This window comes from Mesorhizobium sp. B2-1-8 (assembly GCF_006442545.2).
GTDB lineage: Bacteria > Pseudomonadota > Alphaproteobacteria > Rhizobiales > Rhizobiaceae > Mesorhizobium.
On record NZ_CP083952.1, the window covers coordinates 1,626,277 to 1,645,515 of the forward strand.

Genomic DNA, 19,239 nt, shown 5'->3' on the forward strand with positions numbered 1-19,239 from the left:
TTGCCAGCGTCAGCCAGTTCTCGATCTGCAAGACCAAGCTGAGGGCACCGCAGCCGTCTGCCCAGGACGGAAAAAAAGGACGCCGGCCCATGCCGGCGCCCTCTCAGCAAAATGGATGTTTGAACGAACTACCAGGTTTGGCGGCGATACCAGTCGTCGACCTCCTGGCGAACGCGATCCTTCGCGATGCCGTAGCGTTCCTGAATCTTGCCCTCCAGCTGGTCGCGCCTCCCGGCGATCTGGTCGAGATCGTCGTCGGTGAGATCGCCCCACTGTTCCTTCACCTTGCCCTTGAATTGCTTCCAGTTTCCTTCGATGCGGTTCCAATCCATGGTTCTCTCCTCGATGCTCTGTCCAAAGCAGGGCGAGCATGGCCCCGTCATGACATCCAACATCCAGCTCTGCTAAAATGTTCCGGAATAGCTTGCCTATATTCAGTTGCCGGTAACCAGAACCTGTTGGGTCGTGTCCCGGGGGCGCGCGCTGCATTTGTTAATGCCGAGACCGAAGCCGACATCGTTGGTGACCTGCTTGCCATTTCGGGCTCGCGCCGTAGTTTTAGGTGGCGGTGAGCGCTCCGGAGCCATTCATGTGCAACGATTACGAGCAACATGTCGCTTGGGCCGAATATTGCCGCACGATGGCGTCGCTGGCGCTCAAAATCCCGGATCATCAAAGCGAACTCGATTTGCCAAGGGTGGACGACATCCACATTAACGATCCGGCACCAATCATGCGCGCTGCCGGCGACGCGGTAGAACTGGCTTCGATGGCGTTCGGATTTCCACCGGTCGGGCCAAAGGGCGGCCCTGTCTTCAACTTCCGCTCGGAAGGCCGGCAATATTCGGGAATAGCAAGCGCTGTCTGGTGCCGGCGTCGGGGTTCTTCGAATTCACGGGCACGAAGTACCCCAAGGCAAAGCATCGGTTTACGCTGAACCGCGCGCCATTCATGGCGATTGCAGGCTTGTGGCGCGAAGGGACCGGCAACAAGCCGCCGACATTTACGATGTTGACGACTGAGCCGGGACCAGACGTCGCGCCGTACCACAATCGCCAGGTCGTGGTGCTCCAGCCAGAGAAGTGGTCCGGCTGGATCAATCTGACGGAGCCCGAGGCCGACCTTTTACAGCCGCTTCCGGCCGGGTCGCTTTCCGTGGAGACAGTTCGTACCGAACGCTCGTGACGAGCGACGGCCGATCACCGGTCAAACCATCTCGAGCATGAGACGGGATGGCTCCTGCGGCTAATTTAGCAAAGTGAACGAAACTGGTACAAAGTGGCAACCCCACTCTTGACGAGAGAGGAATATGTTCCTCTTTCTGCCGTATGCCCGACCAACCCGAACGATGGCACAAAGGCGCGCCATGGACCCTTATGCATGCCCACAATGCGGGGCAGGTCGCGCTCATTCGTTGCCGGAACTGCAACATCAAACGGTTCTTCAAGCCGGCAGAGTTGAGAGAAGTCTACCGGAATGTACCGATCGAGGCGCTGCGCGGCAGGATGACCTGCCAGATATGCCGCACGAGCGAGAGCATAGATGCGGAATTGCTCCACCTTGTCGGTGAGGAGGCGGTTAGAGTTCGATACCGTCGGTTGGTTGGGATCAAATTCGTGCGCCGCGTGATCTGGCGGGATGAATAGCGCTAGAAGGGAATTCACCAATCTATGCCTTGCAAGGGCACCCAAACTTCCTCCCGCGGCCGATCCATGCTCTCGATGGCACTACCGCCTTTTCAGCAAACTCTTCATCCGGTTGCGCAGCAGGCGCGCCATGTTGCGCGTCTCGCGGTAGAGGTGCAGTTGCGAGGCGGCCTGGCGGGCGAGACGGTCGGAGTCCCTGGTCAACCCGATCACCAGCGTGCCGACCGGTTTGCGCTCGCTCCATAGCCGGCTCATCACCGGGTGGTCGGGCACGGCGCAGGAATCGGTCATCATGATGTTGGGGTCGTCGAGGTGCTGCCTGGTGACCTCGATCATCAGCAGCGTGCCGGGCGAATAGACGGCCAGCGTCTCGTCATAGGCGGTCTTCCAGGTATAGGCGACGCCGGCCTCGACGAAGACGATCAGGCAAGCGATGGTGCGGCCGTCGAGTGTCAGCGAATGGATGCGGCACATGTCCTGTTCGGCCAGCCGGTGCACCGCCTCGCGCGCGAAGGCGGCGCGGAAGCGGTCGATCGCCATGGCGGTGCGCTCGCGGCCCTTCCAGCCGGACGCTTCCAGCGTCAGGAAGTGCTCGATGGCGTGGCGGATCTCCTCGGGGCCGCGTGCCACGACATGCTCGAGCTTGCCGAGATCGCCGAGGCGCCGCTTGAGGCGGCGGAACTCGCGGTAATGGTGTGCGCGCAGCGAAGCCTTCAGATAGTCATCGCCCTCGAGCTCGCTCTCCAGCACCGGGCGCGGGGTCTGGCCGGTGGTGACCAGCATCAGGCCGCGCGTCTCGGCCACGGTGCCGATCAGGCTCGCTACAGGACCGTCCAGCCTGATGTCGGGCAGGACCAGGACTTTCGGCAGCTTCAAATGCGGGCGCGACAGCATCGAGAAGAAATCCTCGACCACGCCGACCGGATCGTCGCGGTCGATCAGCGGCGTGCCGAGCGGGCCGAACGGGCTCGACCATGTGCGCATGACCGGCACGCCCAGCGGTACCACCGGCCGTTCCACCGAGATCGGCACCAGCAGGCGCAGCCGGTTGCGGTATTCATCGCCGTCGCGGATCACCGCGAGACGCACTTCACGGTCTTCCAGCCGGGGCATGGCCGGCGCCAGGAAGCGTGGGTTGAAGAAGACGTTCGGCTCGATCGTGCGGGCACAGAGATAGTCCAGTTCCTCGACCAGGTCGAAGCCGGCCGATGCCGGGTAGATGGCCAGTTTGCGCTCGGGCCGGTTGTTGGCGAGGATCTCGATATGGGCCGGATCGGCATCGCGCGCCAGCCCGGCAAGGCCGGACACCATGGCGCCGGCGGGACCGCCGCTGGTTTCCTCGAGCAAGGGGATGGCGGCCATCAGGCGGCTCCTTTGGCAGGCACGAAGATCGCCATGACGATGCCGAGCTTGCGCCAGACCGTGAAGGACAGCGCGCCGGCCTCGAAGATCATGGCAAAGGCGGTGGCCATGGCCGCGCCCCACAGGCCGAAAAGCGGGATCAGCACCACGTTGAGTCCGATGTTGAAGGCGAGTGTCATGGCATAGACGGCGGCGCAGACATTCTGGTTGCCGCTCATGGTGAGCAGGCTTTCGCAAGGACCGACGGCGGCACGCGCCACGACGCCGAAGACGAGCAGGAACAGAAGCGGATAGCCGGACGTGAATTCCGGGCCGAACAGCACCAGCATCGGTTCGCCCAGCGCCAGCACCAGGAACGCCATCAGCAGCGAGGGCCAGAATGTCCACGACACCGTCTCGCGGGCGAAGACGGCAAGCTTTTCCGGCTCGCCATGGGTGAACTGCGCGTAGCGCTGGGCGACGCCGGCCTTGACCGCGAAATAGACGAAATGCACCAGCGCCAGTGTCTTGACCGTGGCGAAATAGACGGCGACGTCGTTGGGATCCATATAGGCGCCGACCATCAGCACATCGGCATTGGTCAGCAGGAAGAAGAAGCTCTCGACCAGGAAGATCGGCAGCGAGACGACGAACCATTGCGCGAAATGCACCTTCATCGGGCCGGCCGGAATCTGCCTTTCCATGCGCTGGGTGATGCCGATGAGCTGGCTTAGCGTGGTGACGTAGGTAGCGGCGATCGAGGCGAAGATCGCCGTGCGCGCGTCGGGGGCGTAGCCCGCCCACAGCATCAGCGCCATGAACAGCAGGATCAGCACCGGCCGTATCAGGTAGGTCGGCGACAGCGCGAACAATGCCCATGAATTGGCGCGCGCCAGCCCTTGCAGCAAATCCGACAGCGCGATCATCGGCAGGCAGATGACGCCGAGGATGAACGGTATCACGTAGTAGTTTTCGATCCAGGGTGCGGCCAGCCAGACGCCGAGGGCGCCAAGGCCGGCGATCAGTGTCGAGGCGATCAATACGAACAGGCGGCTAGCCACGACGATGCCGCGCAATTCGTCCATCAGGCCGCGCTCGCGGTATTCGGGAATGAAGCGGATGACCGATGTGTGGAAGCCGAGGCAGGCGAGGTTGCCGACGATGACCATCGTCACCCAGACCAGCACGAAGATACCGTATTCGAACGAGCCCATCCAGCGCGCCATCAACACCTGGCTGATGAAGGCGATGAAGGCGCTGACGATGCGGATGGAGAAGGCGATGACCGACATGCGGCCGGCCTCGCCGCGTTCATCGGCGGTGAACAGCGCGGCATCGATGCGGTCAAGCAGCGGCCCCACGCGCAGCGCCAAACGCTGCGGCAAGAACCGCCCGGCAGTCGTGGCCGCGGAAAAGCGCACCCCGATTTGTCTCCGTTTTCCGCCTCTTTTCAGGCTTCGGTGTAGCGAAGACACCTTAAGAAAGCGTGGGTGGAGAGCTTCCTTCTACCCGTCATTGTAGGGGGTGCCGGCAGGTGGATGAGGGGCGGCGCAGGGTTTCGGAGATTTGCGTCGAGGCGGGAAGAAGAAGGAAGGCTATTTGCGGACGAACCGGCTCGCGGGGAAGCGGGCGAGGCATCGTTTTTGCCACAAACAAACGCAAATTGCCGAACTTGGCGCCGCCCCTCATCCGGCCCTTCGGGCCACCTTCTCCCCGTGAAACGGGGAGAAGAAAGAGCGCGTCCTTAGGCGAACGCGCCGTGGCAGTGCTTGTATTTCTTGCCGGAGCCGCAGGGGCAAGCCTCGTTGCGGCCGACCTTGCCCCAGGTGGCAGGGTTGTTCGGGTCGCGATCTTCGGGGGCGACGATGACATTCTGCTCCGGACGGACCAGGAGGGCGGTCTCGCCACCTTCGAAATCATTCTCGCCGGTGGTGCCGTCGATGTGGCTGCCGAACATGTCGGGCGCTTCCGGCGGCGGCGCTTCGGCGGCCTGGCGGACCAGTTCGACGCGCATCAGCTGCGCGGTGACGGCCTGGCGCAGATTGCCGAGCATCGCCTGGAACAGCTCGAATGCCTCGCCCTTGTATTCCTGCAGCGGATCGCGCTGGGCGTAGCCACGGAAGCCGACCACCGAGCGCAGATGATCGAGATTGACGATGTGCTCGCGCCACAGATGGTCGAGCGTCTGCAACACCACCGAGCGCTCGACATAGGTCATCACCTCGGGGCCGAAACGGTCGGCGCGTTCCTTGGCGGCGTCGGCGGCGGCGGCGGCGATGCGCTCGCGGATGTCGTCCTCGGCGATGCCTTCTTCCTTCGCCCAGTCCTCGACCGGCAGGTCGAGATTGAGGAATTCGGCGACCTCGGCCTTCAGGCCCGCGACGTCCCATTGCTCGGCATAGGCGTTTTCGGGAATGGCCTTGGCGACGATCTCTTCGATGACGCCTTCGCGCATCTCGGCGATGGTTTCCGACAGGCCTTCGCCGTCCATCAGTTCGATGCGCTGCTCGAACACCACCTTGCGCTGGTCGTTGGAAACGTCGTCATATTTCAGCAGGTTCTTGCGGATGTCGAAGTTGCGCGCCTCGACCTTCTTCTGCGCCTTTTCCAGCGCCTTGTTGATCCAGGGATGGATGATGGCCTCGTCTTCCTTGAGGCCGAGCTTCTGCAGCATACCGTCCATGCGCTCGGAGCCGAAGATGCGCATCAGATCGTCCTGCAGCGACAGGAAGAATTTCGAGCGGCCGGGGTCGCCCTGTCTTCCCGAACGGCCTCTGAGCTGATTGTCGATGCGGCGCGATTCATGGCGCTCGGTGGCGAGCACGTAAAGGCCGCCGGCGGCCAGCGCCTTTTCCTTCAAGCGTTCGACGTCGGCATTGATTTCCTGTTCGCGCGCCTCGCGCTCGGGACCTTCGGGCATGTCCCCCAGTTCCTCGGCGATGCGCATCTCGGCATTGCCGCCGAGCTTGATGTCGGTGCCGCGGCCGGCCATGTTGGTGGCGATGGTGATGGCACCGGGCTTGCCGGCCTGGGCGACGATCGCCGCCTCGCGCTCATGGTGGCGGGCGTTCAGCACCTCGAAATCCGTGAAGCCTTCCTTGCGCAAGCGCTCGGCCAGTTGCTCGGATTTTTCGATCGAGGTCGTGCCGACCAGTGTCGGCTGGCCCTTGGCGCTGGCTTCGCGGATCTCCCTGACGATGGCCTTGTACTTCTCCTCGACCGTCCGGTAGACCTCGTCGTCCTCATCCTTGCGGATAACGGGCAGGTTGGTCGGGATCTCGGTGACTTCGAGACCGTAGATGTTGCCGAATTCCTCGGCCTCGGTCAGCGCCGTGCCGGTCATGCCGGAAAGCTTCTTGTAGAGGCGGAAATAGTTCTGGAAGGTGACGGAGGCGAGCGTCTGGTTCTCCGGTTGGATCGCCACGTGCTCCTTGGCTTCGAGCGCCTGGTGCAGGCCTTCCGAATAGCGGCGGCCGGGCATCATGCGGCCGGTGAATTCGTCGATGATGACGATCTCGCCGTTGCGCACGATATAGTCCTTGTCGCGCTGGAACAGCCGATGCGCCTTCAGCGCGTTGTTGACGTGATGGACGATGGCGACGTTCTCGACGTCGTAGAGCGACTCGCCCTTGAGCAGGTCGGCATCTCGCAGCATGTTCTCGAGCTTCTCGGTGCCTTCCTCGGTGAAGATCGAGGTCTTCTGCTTCTCGTCGATCTCATAATCCTGCGGCTGCAGCTGGATGATGAAGGTGTCGATGGTGTTGTACATTTCCGAACGGTCCTCGAGCGGACCGGAAATGATCAGCGGCGTGCGCGCCTCATCGACCAGGATGGAATCGACCTCGTCGACGATCGCGTAATTGTGACCGCGCTGCACCATCTGGGCGCGCTCATACTTCATGTTGTCGCGCAGATAGTCGAAGCCGAGCTCGTTGTTGGTGGCATAGGTGACGTCGGAGGCGTAGGCGACGCGGCGCTCCTCGTCCGACAGGCCGTGGACGATGACGCCGACCGAAAGGCCGAGGAACTTGTAGACGCGGCCCATCCATTCGGAGTCGCGGGTGGCGAGGTAGTCGTTGACGGTGACGACATGGACGCCGTTGCCGGCGAGCGCGTTGAGATAGACCGGCAGCGTCGCGACCAGGGTCTTGCCCTCGCCGGTGCGCATCTCGGCGATGCCGCCATTGTGCAGCACCATGCCGCCGATCAACTGGACGTCGAAGGGGCGCATGCCAAGCACGCGGCGCGCCGCTTCGCGGGCGGTTGCGAAGGCCGGGATCAGCAGGTCGTCAAGGCTGGCGCCGTTGGCGATGTCCTGGCGGAATTTTTCCGTGCGGCCGGCAAGCTCGGCGTCGGAGAGCGCCCGCATCTCGTCTTCCATGGCGTTGATCGCCTCGACGCGGGGGCGGGTCGATTTGACCCGACGGTCGTTGGAGGAGCCGAAAACCTTACGGGCGAGACCGCCGAGACTGACCATCCAATGGTCCTTTCGATAGAATTCTCAATCTTGAGACAGGCGCCGGCCGGCCCCATCACATCCACGTGAACGCACCGCCTGAATACGGGCAAACACAAAAAGCGCCCGGAAAACGGTTCTGGACGCCAAGTCGATGGACAGATAAGAGGGGGCTCAACTGATGTCAACGCCGCGCTGGCCCTGCCGGTCGCGCCAAATTCCGCCACAATCTGGCTGATCTGGAAGCCGCCTCCTCACAATCCCTCACCGGAGTCATCCTTATGTCCTTGTTGTTCAGCCGTGCGTCGCTTGCCAGCCTTGGCCTGGTCCTCGGCCTGTCGGCTCTTTGCCTGTCGCCGTCGATGGCGCAGGAGACCACTCCCGCACCGGCCGCCCCGGCGGATGCGGCGGCACCTGCCGCGGCGCCGGTCGACCCGAATGCCGTGGTCGCCACCGTCAACGGCCAGCCTTTGACCGAAGCCGATCTGGTGCTCGCTGAAGGCGAGCTGTCGCAGCAGTTCGCGCAGTTGCCGGCTGAACAGCGCCGCGCGGCAGCCCTTTCGGCGGCCATCGAAATCCGCGTCATGGCCGCCCAGGCGGTCGCCACTGGCCTCGACAAGGATCCCGACTTCCAGCGCCGCATGGCTTTCCTGCAGCAGCGCGCGCTGCATGGCGAAATGGTCGAGAAGGGCGTCGTCGACAAAGTCACCGACGCCGAGGTTCGCGCCCGCTACGACCAGGAAATCGCCAACACGCCGCCGGTAAACGAGGTGCATGCCCGTCACATCCTCGTGAAGACGAAGGAAGAGGCCGAGGCGATCATCAAGCAGCTCGATGGCGGCGCCGACTTCCAGAAGCTTGCCAACGAACACACCTCAGATCCGAGCGGCAAGAGCAATGGCGGCGACCTCGGCTGGTTCGGACCTGGCCAGATGGTGCCGGAATTCGACAAGGCGGCGTTCGCGCTCGATGTCGGCAAGTACACCGAGCAGCCGGTGCAGTCGCAGTTCGGCTGGCATGTCATCAAGCTCGAGGACAAGCGCGCCAAGCAGCCGCCGGCCTTCGACGACGTCAAGGACCAGGCCAAGCAGGCCGTCATCCGCGACAAGTATTTCGCGCTGGTCAAGTCGCTGCGCGCCGGCGCCAAGGTCGAGATCCCCGACGCCAAATTGAAGAAGACCGTCGACGCGCTGGAAAGCGCCAAGTAAGCCCGAACGGCTCGAAAGAAGGGCGCGGCAGCCAAAAGGCGCCGCGCCCTTCTTCGTTGGCACGTGCCAGCGATGCCTACCTGTCGGGTGCCGCTATGCCTTGCAGGAGGTAGCGGACCACCTTGCGGATCGTCGCTTCGGACTCGTCGATCCGGTTGGTCAGGAGATGCCGCCAGGCGTAGGACGCCACGAGGTCGGCGACCACGCCCGGATCGATGTCGCTGGCGATCTCGCCCCTTGCCTTGGCGCGCTCGATGATCTGGCCGGTGTGGGTCCGGCGTCCTCCGGCATAATCGGCAAGGGCTTTGGCCGCGGTTTCATCCGACTGCGCCTCGGCAATCAGCGACCTGAACACGCTGCCCGACGATGTCTCGCGCCAGTGCGTGAAAAGGTTCATCAGGAAGCCGACGAGATCCTCTTCCAGTTTTCCCGTATCGGGCACGTCGACGCGCTTCTGGCGCTGGTAGACCTCAAGCAGCAATGCCGCCTTGCTCGGCCACCAGCGGTATATGGTCGGCTTGCCGGCCCGCGCGCGCCGCGCCACCGCCTCGATCGAAAAACCGGCATAACCGGCTTCGACGAGGACTGCCTCGGCGGCCTCCAGAATGGCGTCCGCGCTGTCGGGATTGCGCCGCGCACCGATCGATTTGCGCGCCGTGTCCGCCTCCTCGGCCATTCCTGTGGTCCTCGTTTCAATTCGCCGGCATGATAAGTGATCCGGCGATGAAACGAAACGACCCGTTTTTGACGTAGCGCGCCGCCGTGATCAGGCGGTGGCCGTTACATGGGAGGATCATAGCGCCACGGACCCCGGCGACGCCAACGGATTTGAAATGCAAGCTTCATCCTGAACGGGTTGGCCCCTGGCGGGAGCGACGAAAACGCGCTTGCACCGGCGCGCCGTATCGGGCAAACCGGCCTTCCCCTTGCGATTTTCCCGCCCGAGGTCCCATGTCCACAACGATTTCGCCGCTCGCGCCGAAGAAATACCCCAAGATGCCTGAAATCGAGGGGGTGCGCATCGCCACCGCCGAAGCGGGAATAAAGTACAAGAACCGCACGGATCTGCTGGCCATGGTGTTCGACGCCGGGACCGCGGTCGCCGGCGTGTTCACCAAGTCGAAATGCCCCTCGGCGCCGGTCGATTTCTGCCGGCAGAACCTTGGCGCCGGCAAGGCGCGGGTGCTGGTCGTCAATTCCGGCAACGCCAACGCCTTCACCGGCAAGAAAGGCCGCGAATCCACCGCGATGACGGGCGAAGCTGCGGCAAAGGCCGTCGGCTGCACGCCAGGCGAGGTTTTCCTGGCCTCGACCGGTGTCATCGGCGAGCCGCTCGACACAACCAAGTTCAGCCATCTGCTCGCAGGGCTGGTCAGTGACGGCAAGCCGGACCTGTGGACCGAGGCGGCAAAGGCCATCATGACCACCGACACCTATCCGAAGGTGGCGACGCAGACGGTCAAGCTCGGCGACACCGATGTCACCATCAATGGCATTTCCAAGGGTGCGGGCATGATCGCGCCCGACATGGCGACGATGCTCTCCTTCATCGCCACCGACGCACCGATCGCGGCACCGGTCCTGCAGGACTTGCTGTCGCGGGGCACGGCCAAGACATTCAATGCGGTGACCGTCGACAGCGACACCTCGACCAGCGATACGCTGCTGTTGTTCGCCACCGGCAAGGCGGCAAAGCGCGGCGCGCCTAAAATCACCGATCCCAGAGATGCCCGCCTTGGTCAGTTCCGCCGGGCGCTCGGCAAGGTGCTGAAATCGCTGGCGCTGCAAGTTGTGCGCGACGGCGAGGGCGCCCGCAAGCAGGTCGAGGTCACCGTCACCGGGGCCAAGTCGGCCCGTTCGGCCAAGCGCATCGCGCTGTCGATCGCCAACTCGCCGCTGGTCAAAACGGCGGTCGCCGGCGAGGACGCCAATTGGGGCCGTGTCGTCATGGCCGTCGGCAAGGCCGGCGAGCCCGCCGACCGCGACCTTCTGTCGATCTGGTTCGGCGACAACAGACTGGCGCATGAGGGCGAGCGCGATCCCGCGTATTCTGAGGCCGCGACCTCGGCCTACATGAAGCGCGATGACATCCGCATCCGCGCCGATATCGGCATCGGCCGCGGCAAGGCGACGGTGTGGACCTGCGATCTCACCAAGGAATATGTCGCCATCAACGGCGACTACCGGAGCTGATCGCCTTGGTTTCGCGTCATCCGGCAAGCATGCTCGCGACCGTGCGCCGCTATGAGGCGGCCGGCTTTCGCGCCTGGCCCGCGGCCGCCGTCCATTATGACGGCACCTGGGTGGTGCGCCTGACCGCCGGCCATCCGGCAAAGCGGCTGAATTCGGTCAATCCGCTCGATCCCGGCGACATACAGCACATGGCCGACCGCATCGGTCGCGCGGGCCGCCGTTTCGACGCGTACGGCCGGCCGCTGACGTTCCGCATGTCGCCACTCTCCGGGCCCGACCTTGCCAGCCATCTCGACAAGGAGGGCTGGAGCCGGTTCGACGAATCGCTCGTCATGCGGCTGCAGTTGGCCGACGCGCAGCTCGACGCCGCCATGGACCAGATTCCGCTCAAGGACATCAGCCGCTTCATCGGCGCATCGCTCAAGGTCAGCGGCTCGGATGTATCGCTGCGGCCGGGCCTGTCGGAGATCATCGGCGCTATCCAGCCCGAGGCCGGGCTGTTCGCACTGGAGGATGGAGCGGAGCCGCTGGCGACGCTGATCTGCGTGCATGACGGCGATCTCGCCGGCCTGTTCGAGATCGCCACCGACAAGGCGGCGCGCAACAAGGGCCACGGCCGCAACCTGATCCTGTCGGCGCTGAAATGGGCGAGGCTGCGCGGCGCGCGGGAAGCCTGGCTGCAGGTCGAGGCCGGTAACGCGCCTGCACTGGCGCTCTACCGCGCGCTCGGCTTCGAGGAAGTCTATCGCTATCATTACCGCCGGCCGCCCGGACATGAATAATCTGGCATCCGGCGGCAAGCGCCTGCTCCTGGTCGCCGCATGCGCGTTGGTCGACGTCGACGGCCGGGTGCTGCTGGCACAGCGACCGCAAGGCAAACAACTTGCCGGCCTGTGGGAGTTTCCCGGCGGCAAGGTCGAAGCCGGCGAGACGCCGGAGCAATGCCTCGTCCGTGAACTGCATGAGGAGATCGGCATCGAAACCGAGATCCCCTGCCTGGCGCCGCTGACCTTCGCAAGCCATTCCTATGGCGACTTCCATCTGCTGATGCCGCTATTCGTCTGCCGCCGCTTCCGCGGCATCGCCCAGCCGCGGGAAGGGCAGGCGCTGAAATGGGTGCGGCCCAAACAGATGCGCGACCATCCGATGCCGCCGGCCGATGCGCCATTGATCCCGTTCCTCATCGATCTTCTTTGAGGTCTGACCGGACCACGGTCCATATCGGCCAGCGTTAATGGAAGATTTATCTCATCATGAAAAATTGATGCATGGCCGTTTTCGTGCGGCAGCCGCCATTCGTTGGGGAGCGATAGAATGAGCCTGGACAGGGATTGGGATTCGATCCGGCCCGACCGCGGTTTTCGTGCCGCCGATGCTGGCATGGGGGTCCTGCGGGTCACGCTGCTGTTCGGATCGGCCGCGGTGGCGCTGGCGCTGATCGCGACCCCTTTCCTCGACAGCCAGACGCGTTCGCAAACGGCTCGCGATGACTTCCCCGGCCTCGACATGGCGGCCACCGGTTCGATCGGCCATCGCAGCACTTATACGGTGCGCCGCAGCGTGCTGCAGGCCGCGCCCGATGGGGTCTGTATTATCCGCTCCGATGGCAAACGCAGTGGCGACTGCTGACAAAGGTTAAGACATTTCCGAAAGGCGGCGATTTCATCGCCTGTTAAGCCTTTGCCGTTAACCTTTCTTAACAGATCGGCGGTAAGGTCGCGGCAAGAGGGAATTGAGTGATGAAAACAGTGCTGCTGCGCTTTCTGAAGGACGAAAACGGCGCCACGGCCGTCGAATACGGCCTGATTGTCTGCGTGTTGTCGCTGACGATCATCGGCGGTATCAGCCAGGTCTTCAATTCGATTACCTGGCTGTTCAGCGACGATTCCAGCAGACTTGCCAACGCCTTCGCCCCCTAGAGCTAGTGCCCGCGAACGGGTCAATGTCCTTCAGGATCCTCCAATATAGTCTTTAGCGAAACCTTGGCCGAACCGGGTTTCAGCGGCTTTTGCTGCGACGCGTCGGGCGCCCAGCCTGACATCCAGACAATCGAGAAGCTTGCCCTGATGCGACCATCGGGATCGGAAAAGCGTTCGGCGTAGATTTCCGCAGCGCGGGCAAACAACCTGCGTGAGCCTGGCCGCCGGCTACGATCGGCAAGCGCGGTGGTTTCGCCCATGGCACGCAGATCGGCCATAAGCGCAAACAGGTTGGCATAGCGCACGGTCACCGTCTCGACGTCGGCGACCGGCAGCGCGAAACCGGCGCGCTGCAGCAGTGCGCCGGCGTCACGCACATCGGTGAACGGGATGATGCGCGGGCTGGCGCCACCGTAGATGTCGGTTTCCGCGGCAAGCAGGCTTTCGCGCAGTTCTGCAAGCGTGCCGGCGCCTGCGAAGGCGCCCAGGAAAAGTCCGTCCGGCCGCAGGGCGCGGCGGATCTGGATCAGCATGCCCGGGATGTCGTTCATCGCCTGCAGCGACAAAAGCGACACCACCAGATCGAGACCCTGCGGCTCGAACGGCACGGTCTCCAGCGGTGCAATCAAACCGGCGGCACCATTCAGGAAAGCCGCGTCCATCTCGACACGGGCGATGTCCGCTACCTTGCCGCTCCGCGCAAGGACGTCGGCCGCGGCCGAGGTCTGGCAAAACAGCACCGCCGCCTTGGCGAACCTGCGCTCGACGGCGCCCAGCCGGTCGGCAAGGTCCTCGGCGGCGCGATGCATGAGGAAGTCGGCACCGTCAACCGGATGGATCAGCGCGCGCCGCTTGTGCGCCAGCCACAGAGAGGTATCCATTATAGGCTGCAAGGGATGGGTCCTTGTATGTCCGCGCCCTGATATGGTTCGTATAGTGGCGACGAGAAACCAACCACGTGGCCGATCCGATGCCCAAGATCAAGTCCGACGAGATCAGGAAGCTGGCTGGATCGGCAGCCCGGTCGGCAGCTCGCTCGGTTTTGGGCTGGCCAGCGAGGATCCTGTTTCCACCGGTCTGCGCCGGTTGCCGCCGGCAGGTCTCGCAGCCCGGCGTGCTGTGCGGCGCCTGCTGGCCGAAGCTGCGGCTGCTGGAGCGGCCCTGGTGCCCGGTGATGGGCACGCCGTTCACCCACCACATGGGCGAGGGTTTTCTGTCGGCGGAGGCGATCGCCGATCCGCCGCCCTTCGAACGGGCGCGGGCAGCGGTCGCCTATTCCGGTGTTGCCCGCCAGATGGTGCAAGGGCTGAAATACCAGGACCGCACGGATCTCGCTCCCTGGATGGCGCGGTGGATGGTCCGCGTGGGCGCCGACCTCATCGCCGACGCGGATGTGGTGGTGCCTGTGCCGCTGCATTGGCGCCGTTTTTTCCGGCGGCGGTTCAACCAATCGGCGGAACTGGCGCGCGCGGTTTGCGAGCTCAGCGGGCTGTCTTTCGCGCCTTCCGCCATGCGTCGTGTCAAACTCACGCGCCAGCAGGTCGGACTGGAGCGGCAGGAGCGCGAGGAAAACGTGCGCGCCGCCTTTCGCGTGCCCGCCGAGGCCGAGATCGAGATTGCCGGCCGCCGGGTGCTTCTGATCGACGATGTCTACACCACCGGCGCCACCGTGCGTGCCGCCACCAAGGCGCTGAAAAGGGGAGGCGCCGCCGCCGTCGACGTGCTGACCTTTGCCCGCGTGTTGCCGGGGGACTTCCGGGCGGACGAGTCCGCGACTATATAAGTCGGCAACGGAAGCGGAATTCGTCATGGTCGATGTCACGATCTATACGCGCATGATGTGCGGCTATTGCACGGCGGCCAAGCGGCTGCTGGAGCGCAAGGGTGTTGCCTATACCGAGCACGACGCTTCCTTCTCACCGGAACTGCGCCAGGAGATGATGTCGCGGGCTCGCGGGCGCACGACCTTTCCGCAGATTTTCATCGGCGACACGCATGTCGGCGGCTGCGACGACCTCCACGAACTGGAGGCAGAAGGCCGACTGGACAAACTGCTCGCCAACGGTTCGTCGATTTGAGGGTATGACAATGAGTGTTTTCAAGGCGGCGGCAGTGCAGATGCGTTCGGGCGAGAGCCCCGAACGCAATGCGGCCGACATGGAGCGGCTGGTGCGCGAGGCGGCCGGCCAGGGCGCGACCTATATCCAGACGCCGGAGATGACCGGCGCGCTGATCCGCGACAGGCAAGCGCGCGCCGCGTCCTTCACCTCCGAGGACAAGGACATCGTCGTCTCGACGGCGCGCAAGCTGGCGCGCGAACTCGGCGTGTTCCTGCATATCGGCTCGACCGCGATCCTGCGCGCCGACGGCAAACTCGCCAACCGCGCGCTCCTGTTCGGCCCCGATGGCGCGACGCTCGCCACTTACGACAAGATCCACATGTTCGACGTCGATCTCGACAATGGCGAGAGCTGGCGTGAATCGGCCGCCTACGAGCCCGGCACGGAGGCCGTCGTCACCGGGATCGGGGGCGCGAAGCTCGGCTTTGCCGTCTGCTACGATCTGCGTTTTCCGCAACTGTTCCGCGCCGAGGCGATGGCCGGCGCCGACCTGCTTTCCGTGCCCGCCGCCTTCACCCGCCAGACCGGCGAGGCGCACTGGCATGTGCTGCTGAGAGCGCGCGCCATCGAGAACGGTGCTTTTGTCGTCGCCGCCGCGCAGGGTGGCCTGCATGAAGACGGCCGCGAGACCTATGGGCACTCGCTGATCGTCGATCCGTGGGGCCGCATCATCGCGGAAGCCGCTCATGACGAGCCTGACGTGATCGTCGCCGAGATCGACCCGGCGCAGTCGATTGCCGCGCGCAAGAAGATCCCCAATTTGAAAAATGCGCGGGATTTCACCATCGATGCCGGCGAGGCGCCGCGTCTCAGGGGTGCCGCCTCTTGATCCGCTTTTCCCTCATCTGCGAAAACGAGCACCAGTTCGAGGGCTGGTTTCGCAGCAATGACGACTTCGATACGCAAAAGAAGCGCGGCTTTGTCGATTGCCCAAGCTGTGGTTCGCACAAGGTTGAGAAGGCCCTGATGGCGCCGGCCGTTTCCACGGCCCGCAAGCAGGAAACCATAGCCCTTGCGATGGGCGAGGCGCAGAAGCAGGCCATGGCGCAACTGAAGGCGATGGCCGAGAAGGTGCGCGAGAATGCCGACTATGTCGGCGACAAGTTCGCCGAGGAAGCGCGCAAGATCCACTTCGGCGAAACCGACGCGCGCGGCATCTATGGCGAGGCGACGCTGGAAGAGGCCAAGGGCCTTGCCGAGGACGGCGTCGATTTCATGCCGATCCCGAGCTTTCCGGAGGACCGGCACTGAAATCCCGGGCGGCCTCGCAACGGCCCCGGAGGGCCGAAAAGCAACTGGCCCCAAAACTATCGTTCAGTTCAGCTTTTGACCGGTTAGGCGTCAGGTTCAGCGACAAGAGAACCGTCGAGGGAATGCTGATTCTCTATGATGCTGACAAGGGCGGTCGTGACGTAGATAAAGTCGTAGCCGCGCTGCAGCTGATACGCGGCGTCGATCCTATTCGATACCGACAGGTAGTCAGGGATCTCAGTCGGATTTGGATCACCACCATAGCGGGCGCGGCAGGCCAGTTTATACAGTCGACGTCGACCTGCGAGCTCGATGAACGGTTCCTCGCAGCCGAGCACATATCGGTTGAGGAGGTGGCCGGTGCCATCGTGCATGAGGCCACGCATGCGCGTCTCCACCATTGGGCTATCGGCTATGACGAAGAATTGCGCGACCGGTTGGAAGGTATCTGCATGGGGCGCGAGCTGGCCTTTGCTGCCAAATTGGCGAACGGAACCGGCATTCGCCGATGGGTTGAGGCCAGGCAAAACGGGTCTGTGGACTATTCCGATACTGCGTTCAATAACCGGCAGATTGCCGGGGCGAGAGATGCCTTGATCTACCTGGGTACGCCGCGCTGGATCGCGGAAATGGTTGCGTCCATCGCGCGATGGCGGCGGCGCGGAAGCGCCAAACGATAAGTCGGAAGCGCTTTCGGTCGGCCGAATTGGTCAATTGCTTCGGCCCGGCTCTGAGTCGCCCGCTGTTGTTCACCTCGTGCTCACGATCAACTTTTCCAGCAGTCTGGCCAGCGTTTCCCGCTCGGCGCTGGTCAGGCCGGCTAGGATTTCATGCTCGTTGGCGACGTGGGCGGTGAGCGCCTCGTCGATCAACTCGCGGCCTTTCGCAGTGAGCTGCACGACGACACCGCGCCGGTCGCTGGGGTGCGGCGCGCGCTGGGTGAGCCCAGCCTTCTCCAACCGGTCGAGTCGGGCGGTCATGGCCCCGGATGTGACCATCGTCGCTTCGTAAAGCTCGGTTGGCGTCAGGGCGTAGGGAGCGCCGGACCGGCGCAATGTCGCCAGCACGTCGAATTCGCCGGACTGCAGGTCAAAGCGGGCGAAGAGCGGCGCGAGACGGTCGCGCGCGATCAGCGAGGACGCTTCATTCAGGCGGCCGATCACTCCCATCGGCGTGACGTCAAGGTCCGGCCGCTCCTTCCGCCACTGCTCTATCGCTCTCGCCGCACGGTCCATGTGTCTCACCGCAAAGTATCTTGACGTTAAGAATCTTTGCGCTATCTTACTTTAAGTTAGAGTGATCGCCAAGCGCGACCTCGCAGCGACAGGATCATTCGATGAAACCTCTCTGGGATTCGGCGCTCGGCCTGCTGGTCGTCACCGGCGGCCTGCTTGGCCTGACGCTGCCTTTCGGCAAGCTCGCCACGGCGGCCGGCGTGCCGGCCATGGTCTGGGCCTTCGTCGTCTCGCTCGGCGCCGGCGGCGTGCTTCTCGCCGTATTGCTCCTGCGCGGCCAGCGCATCCGGCTCACCGCGCACAAACTGCGCTATTTCTTCGTCACCGCCGCCGTGTCCTATGCCGTCCCCAATCTCCTGATGTTTTCGGCCATTCCACATCTGGGCGCCGGCTACACCGGCATCATGTTCACGCTGTCGCCGGTCGTCACGCTGGTGTTTTCGATCCTGCTCGGTGTCCGGCGCCCCAACATGCTGGGCATCGCCGGCATCGCCGTCGGCTTCGTTGGCGCGGTCATGGTGGCGGCGACGCGTGGCGAGGCCGGCCAGCCGGCGGAAATCGTCTGGGTCATCATTGGCCTGCTCATTCCCGTCAGTCTCGCTGCCGGCAACATCTACCGCACCATCGACTGGCCGGAAGGGACCGGTCCTATCGAACTCGCGGTCGGCAGCCATCTGGCGTCGGCGGCGATGCTGCTCGTCGGCATCGTGACCTTGTTTGGCGGCAAGGCCTTCATCCAGCTTGGCACCGTGCCGCTCACCGCAGTGGCGCAGATGGCCTCGGCATCGGCGATGTTTGCTTTCTTCTTCCGGCTGCAGGCGGTGGGCGGCCCGGTCTATCTCAGCCAGATCGGCTATGTCGCGGCGGCCGTCGGCTTGTTTGCCGGTACGATCTTCCTTGGCGAAAACTATCAGCCGCTGACCTGGATCGGCGCCGTCATCATCACAGCCGGCGTGTTCATCACCACAAAGGCGCAGAGCCAGACCGCTGCGAGGGCGCAGAACCAGGCCGCCTAAGCTTCTTTGGCCTCGCCGCCGGCCCCGGCCGTGCGTTTCGGCGGGAGGATTGGCTGTTCAGACCGATCCCTTCTCCGCCAGCACCATGTAGTTGACGTCCATGTCCTTCGACCGCGACCAGCGGTCGGCAAGCGGATTGTAGGAGACGCCGGTGCGGTCGATGATGGTCAGGCCGGCGGCGCCAAGCGCCTTTTCCAGCTCTTCCGGGCGCACCAGCTTGCCGAACTGATGGGTGCCGCGCGGCAACCAGCGCAACACATATTCGGCACCGATGATGGCCAGGCCGAGCGCCTTCAGCGTGCGGTTGATGGTGGCCACGAACATGATGCCGCCGGGCTTGACCATCTCGCCGCATTTGGCGACGAACAGGTCGATGTCGGCGACATGTTCGACCACTTCCATGTTGAGGACGACATCGAATTTCTCGCCGGCGTCGGCGAGATCTTCTGCCGTCGTGGCGCGATAGTCCACGCTCACATTGCCTTCGGCGGCATGCAGTTTCGCCACTTCTATGTTTATTCCGGAGGCATCCGCTCCGACCACATCGGCGCCGAGCCGCGCCATCGGCTCGCACAAAAGGCCACCGCCGCAGCCGATGTCGAGGATACGCAGGCCCTCGAAAGGCCGCGCCGCGCGCGGGTCGCGGCCGAAGCGCGCCGCGATCTGGTCGCGGATATAGGAAAGCCGAACCGGGTTGAATTTGTGCAGCGGACGGAACTTGCCGTTCGGGTTCCACCATTCGGCGGCAAGGGCGGAAAAGCGTTCCACTTCTCCGGCATCGATCGTCGATCGTCGGGGCTCAGGCATCGGTTGGTCTCCTCGGACGCTAGGAAGTCGGGCGTGAGGCATCGAAT

At 63.9% G+C, this 19,239-nt stretch carries 20 protein-coding genes and 1 pseudogene; 13 read left to right on the forward strand and 8 right to left on the reverse strand.

The window, feature by feature from the left end; translation table 11 throughout:
• Nucleotides 1–128: 128 nt before the first annotated feature.
• A complete protein-coding gene (locus tag FJ970_RS08005; protein ID WP_140754230.1) occupies nt 129–332 on the reverse strand; it encodes a CsbD family protein in 204 nt (67 codons plus the stop codon).
• Between the two features lie 257 nt (nt 333–589).
• On the opposite strand from FJ970_RS08005, the pseudogene FJ970_RS08010 reads away from it, so the two are divergent.
• A pseudogene (locus FJ970_RS08010) lies at nt 590–1,185 on the forward strand (SOS response-associated peptidase).
• A 542-nt stretch (nt 1,186–1,727) separates the two neighbouring features.
• Here the strand turns inward: FJ970_RS08010 and FJ970_RS08015 are convergent.
• The 3 genes from FJ970_RS08015 to secA all read right to left on the reverse strand — a co-directional run bounded on the left by FJ970_RS08015 (nt 1,728) and on the right by secA (nt 7,464).
• Nucleotides 1,728–3,008, reverse strand: coding sequence for a GNAT family N-acetyltransferase (locus FJ970_RS08015; RefSeq protein WP_140754228.1), 1,281 nt, complete (start codon nt 3,006–3,008; stop codon nt 1,728–1,730).
• Entirely contained in the window at nt 3,008–4,408 is a 1,401-nt protein-coding gene (locus FJ970_RS08020; RefSeq protein WP_140754226.1) for an oligosaccharide flippase family protein, read from the reverse strand. Before FJ970_RS08020 ends, FJ970_RS08015 begins: the two co-directional genes overlap by 1 nt.
• A 323-nt stretch (nt 4,409–4,731) precedes the next feature.
• The gene (gene secA / locus FJ970_RS08025) at nt 4,732–7,464 is read right to left on the reverse strand and encodes a preprotein translocase subunit SecA (RefSeq protein ID WP_140754224.1); all 2,733 of its coding nucleotides are present in this window, start codon (nt 7,462–7,464) and stop codon (nt 4,732–4,734) included.
• A gap of 260 nt (nt 7,465–7,724) precedes the next feature.
• On the opposite strand from secA, the gene FJ970_RS08030 reads away from it, so the two are divergent.
• A complete protein-coding gene (locus tag FJ970_RS08030) occupies nt 7,725–8,651 on the forward strand; it encodes a peptidylprolyl isomerase (protein ID WP_140754222.1) in 927 nt (308 codons plus the stop codon).
• Nucleotides 8,652–8,727: 76 nt separating this feature from the next.
• Here the strand turns inward: FJ970_RS08030 and FJ970_RS08035 are convergent, their stop codons facing one another.
• Nucleotides 8,728–9,327, reverse strand: coding sequence for a TetR/AcrR family transcriptional regulator (locus FJ970_RS08035; protein WP_140754220.1), 600 nt, complete (start codon nt 9,325–9,327; stop codon nt 8,728–8,730).
• A 275-nt stretch (nt 9,328–9,602) separates the two neighbouring features.
• Here FJ970_RS08035 and argJ point away from each other — a divergent pair, with 275 nt between their 5' ends.
• The 5 genes from argJ to FJ970_RS08060 all read left to right on the forward strand — a co-directional run bounded on the left by argJ (nt 9,603) and on the right by FJ970_RS08060 (nt 12,763).
• Nucleotides 9,603–10,844, forward strand: coding sequence for a bifunctional glutamate N-acetyltransferase/amino-acid acetyltransferase ArgJ (gene argJ, locus FJ970_RS08040; RefSeq protein ID WP_140754218.1), 1,242 nt, complete (start codon nt 9,603–9,605; stop codon nt 10,842–10,844).
• 29 nt (nt 10,845–10,873) lie between these two features.
• Entirely contained in the window at nt 10,874–11,626 is a 753-nt protein-coding gene (locus FJ970_RS08045) for a GNAT family N-acetyltransferase (protein WP_140754988.1), read from the forward strand.
• Nucleotides 11,619–12,041, forward strand: a complete 423-nt coding sequence (locus FJ970_RS08050) for a (deoxy)nucleoside triphosphate pyrophosphohydrolase (protein WP_140754216.1) — start codon at nt 11,619–11,621, stop codon at nt 12,039–12,041. The genes FJ970_RS08045 and FJ970_RS08050 overlap by 8 nt, the downstream gene beginning before the upstream one ends.
• A 117-nt stretch (nt 12,042–12,158) precedes the next feature.
• On the forward strand, nt 12,159–12,473 hold the full coding sequence (locus FJ970_RS08055) for a hypothetical protein (protein WP_140754214.1): 315 nt from the start codon (nt 12,159–12,161) through the stop codon (nt 12,471–12,473).
• 110 nt (nt 12,474–12,583) lie between these two features.
• Nucleotides 12,584–12,763: a Flp family type IVb pilin gene (locus tag FJ970_RS08060; protein ID WP_140754212.1), complete on the forward strand. Its 180-nt coding sequence runs from the start codon at nt 12,584–12,586 to the stop codon at nt 12,761–12,763.
• 20 nt (nt 12,764–12,783) lie between these two features.
• Here the strand turns inward: FJ970_RS08060 and FJ970_RS08065 are convergent, their stop codons facing one another.
• A complete protein-coding gene (locus tag FJ970_RS08065; protein ID WP_140754210.1) occupies nt 12,784–13,656 on the reverse strand; it encodes a methyltransferase domain-containing protein in 873 nt (290 codons plus the stop codon).
• 65 nt (nt 13,657–13,721) lie between these two features.
• Between FJ970_RS08065 and FJ970_RS08070 the strand changes: the two genes are divergently transcribed.
• The 5 genes from FJ970_RS08070 to FJ970_RS08090 all read left to right on the forward strand — a co-directional run bounded on the left by FJ970_RS08070 (nt 13,722) and on the right by FJ970_RS08090 (nt 16,814).
• Entirely contained in the window at nt 13,722–14,546 is an 825-nt protein-coding gene (locus FJ970_RS08070; protein WP_140754208.1) for a ComF family protein, read from the forward strand.
• A gap of 25 nt (nt 14,547–14,571) precedes the next feature.
• Nucleotides 14,572–14,841: a glutaredoxin 3 gene (gene grxC, locus FJ970_RS08075; RefSeq protein ID WP_140754206.1), complete on the forward strand. Its 270-nt coding sequence runs from the start codon at nt 14,572–14,574 to the stop codon at nt 14,839–14,841.
• A gap of 10 nt (nt 14,842–14,851) precedes the next feature.
• Entirely contained in the window at nt 14,852–15,712 is an 861-nt protein-coding gene (locus tag FJ970_RS08080; protein WP_140754204.1) for a carbon-nitrogen hydrolase family protein, read from the forward strand.
• Nucleotides 15,709–16,134, forward strand: coding sequence for a DUF1178 family protein (locus tag FJ970_RS08085; protein WP_140754202.1), 426 nt, complete (start codon nt 15,709–15,711; stop codon nt 16,132–16,134). Before FJ970_RS08080 ends, FJ970_RS08085 begins: the two co-directional genes overlap by 4 nt.
• A gap of 122 nt (nt 16,135–16,256) precedes the next feature.
• Entirely contained in the window at nt 16,257–16,814 is a 558-nt protein-coding gene (locus FJ970_RS08090) for a hypothetical protein (protein WP_140754200.1), read from the forward strand.
• 69 nt (nt 16,815–16,883) lie between these two features.
• Here FJ970_RS08090 and FJ970_RS08095 read toward each other — a convergent pair whose 3' ends face one another.
• Nucleotides 16,884–17,369 carry a MarR family winged helix-turn-helix transcriptional regulator gene (locus FJ970_RS08095; protein WP_140754198.1) on the reverse strand — a complete coding sequence of 162 codons (486 nt, stop codon included), beginning with the start codon at nt 17,367–17,369 and terminating at the stop codon, nt 16,884–16,886.
• 101 nt (nt 17,370–17,470) lie between these two features.
• Here FJ970_RS08095 and FJ970_RS08100 point away from each other — a divergent pair, with 101 nt between their 5' ends.
• Nucleotides 17,471–18,385, forward strand: coding sequence for a DMT family transporter (locus FJ970_RS08100; RefSeq protein ID WP_140754196.1), 915 nt, complete (start codon nt 17,471–17,473; stop codon nt 18,383–18,385).
• Between the two features lie 57 nt (nt 18,386–18,442).
• Here the strand turns inward: FJ970_RS08100 and ubiG are convergent, their stop codons facing one another.
• On the reverse strand, nt 18,443–19,192 hold the full coding sequence (gene ubiG, locus FJ970_RS08105) for a bifunctional 2-polyprenyl-6-hydroxyphenol methylase/3-demethylubiquinol 3-O-methyltransferase UbiG (protein WP_140754194.1): 750 nt from the start codon (nt 19,190–19,192) through the stop codon (nt 18,443–18,445).
• Nucleotides 19,193–19,239 lie beyond the last annotated feature (47 nt).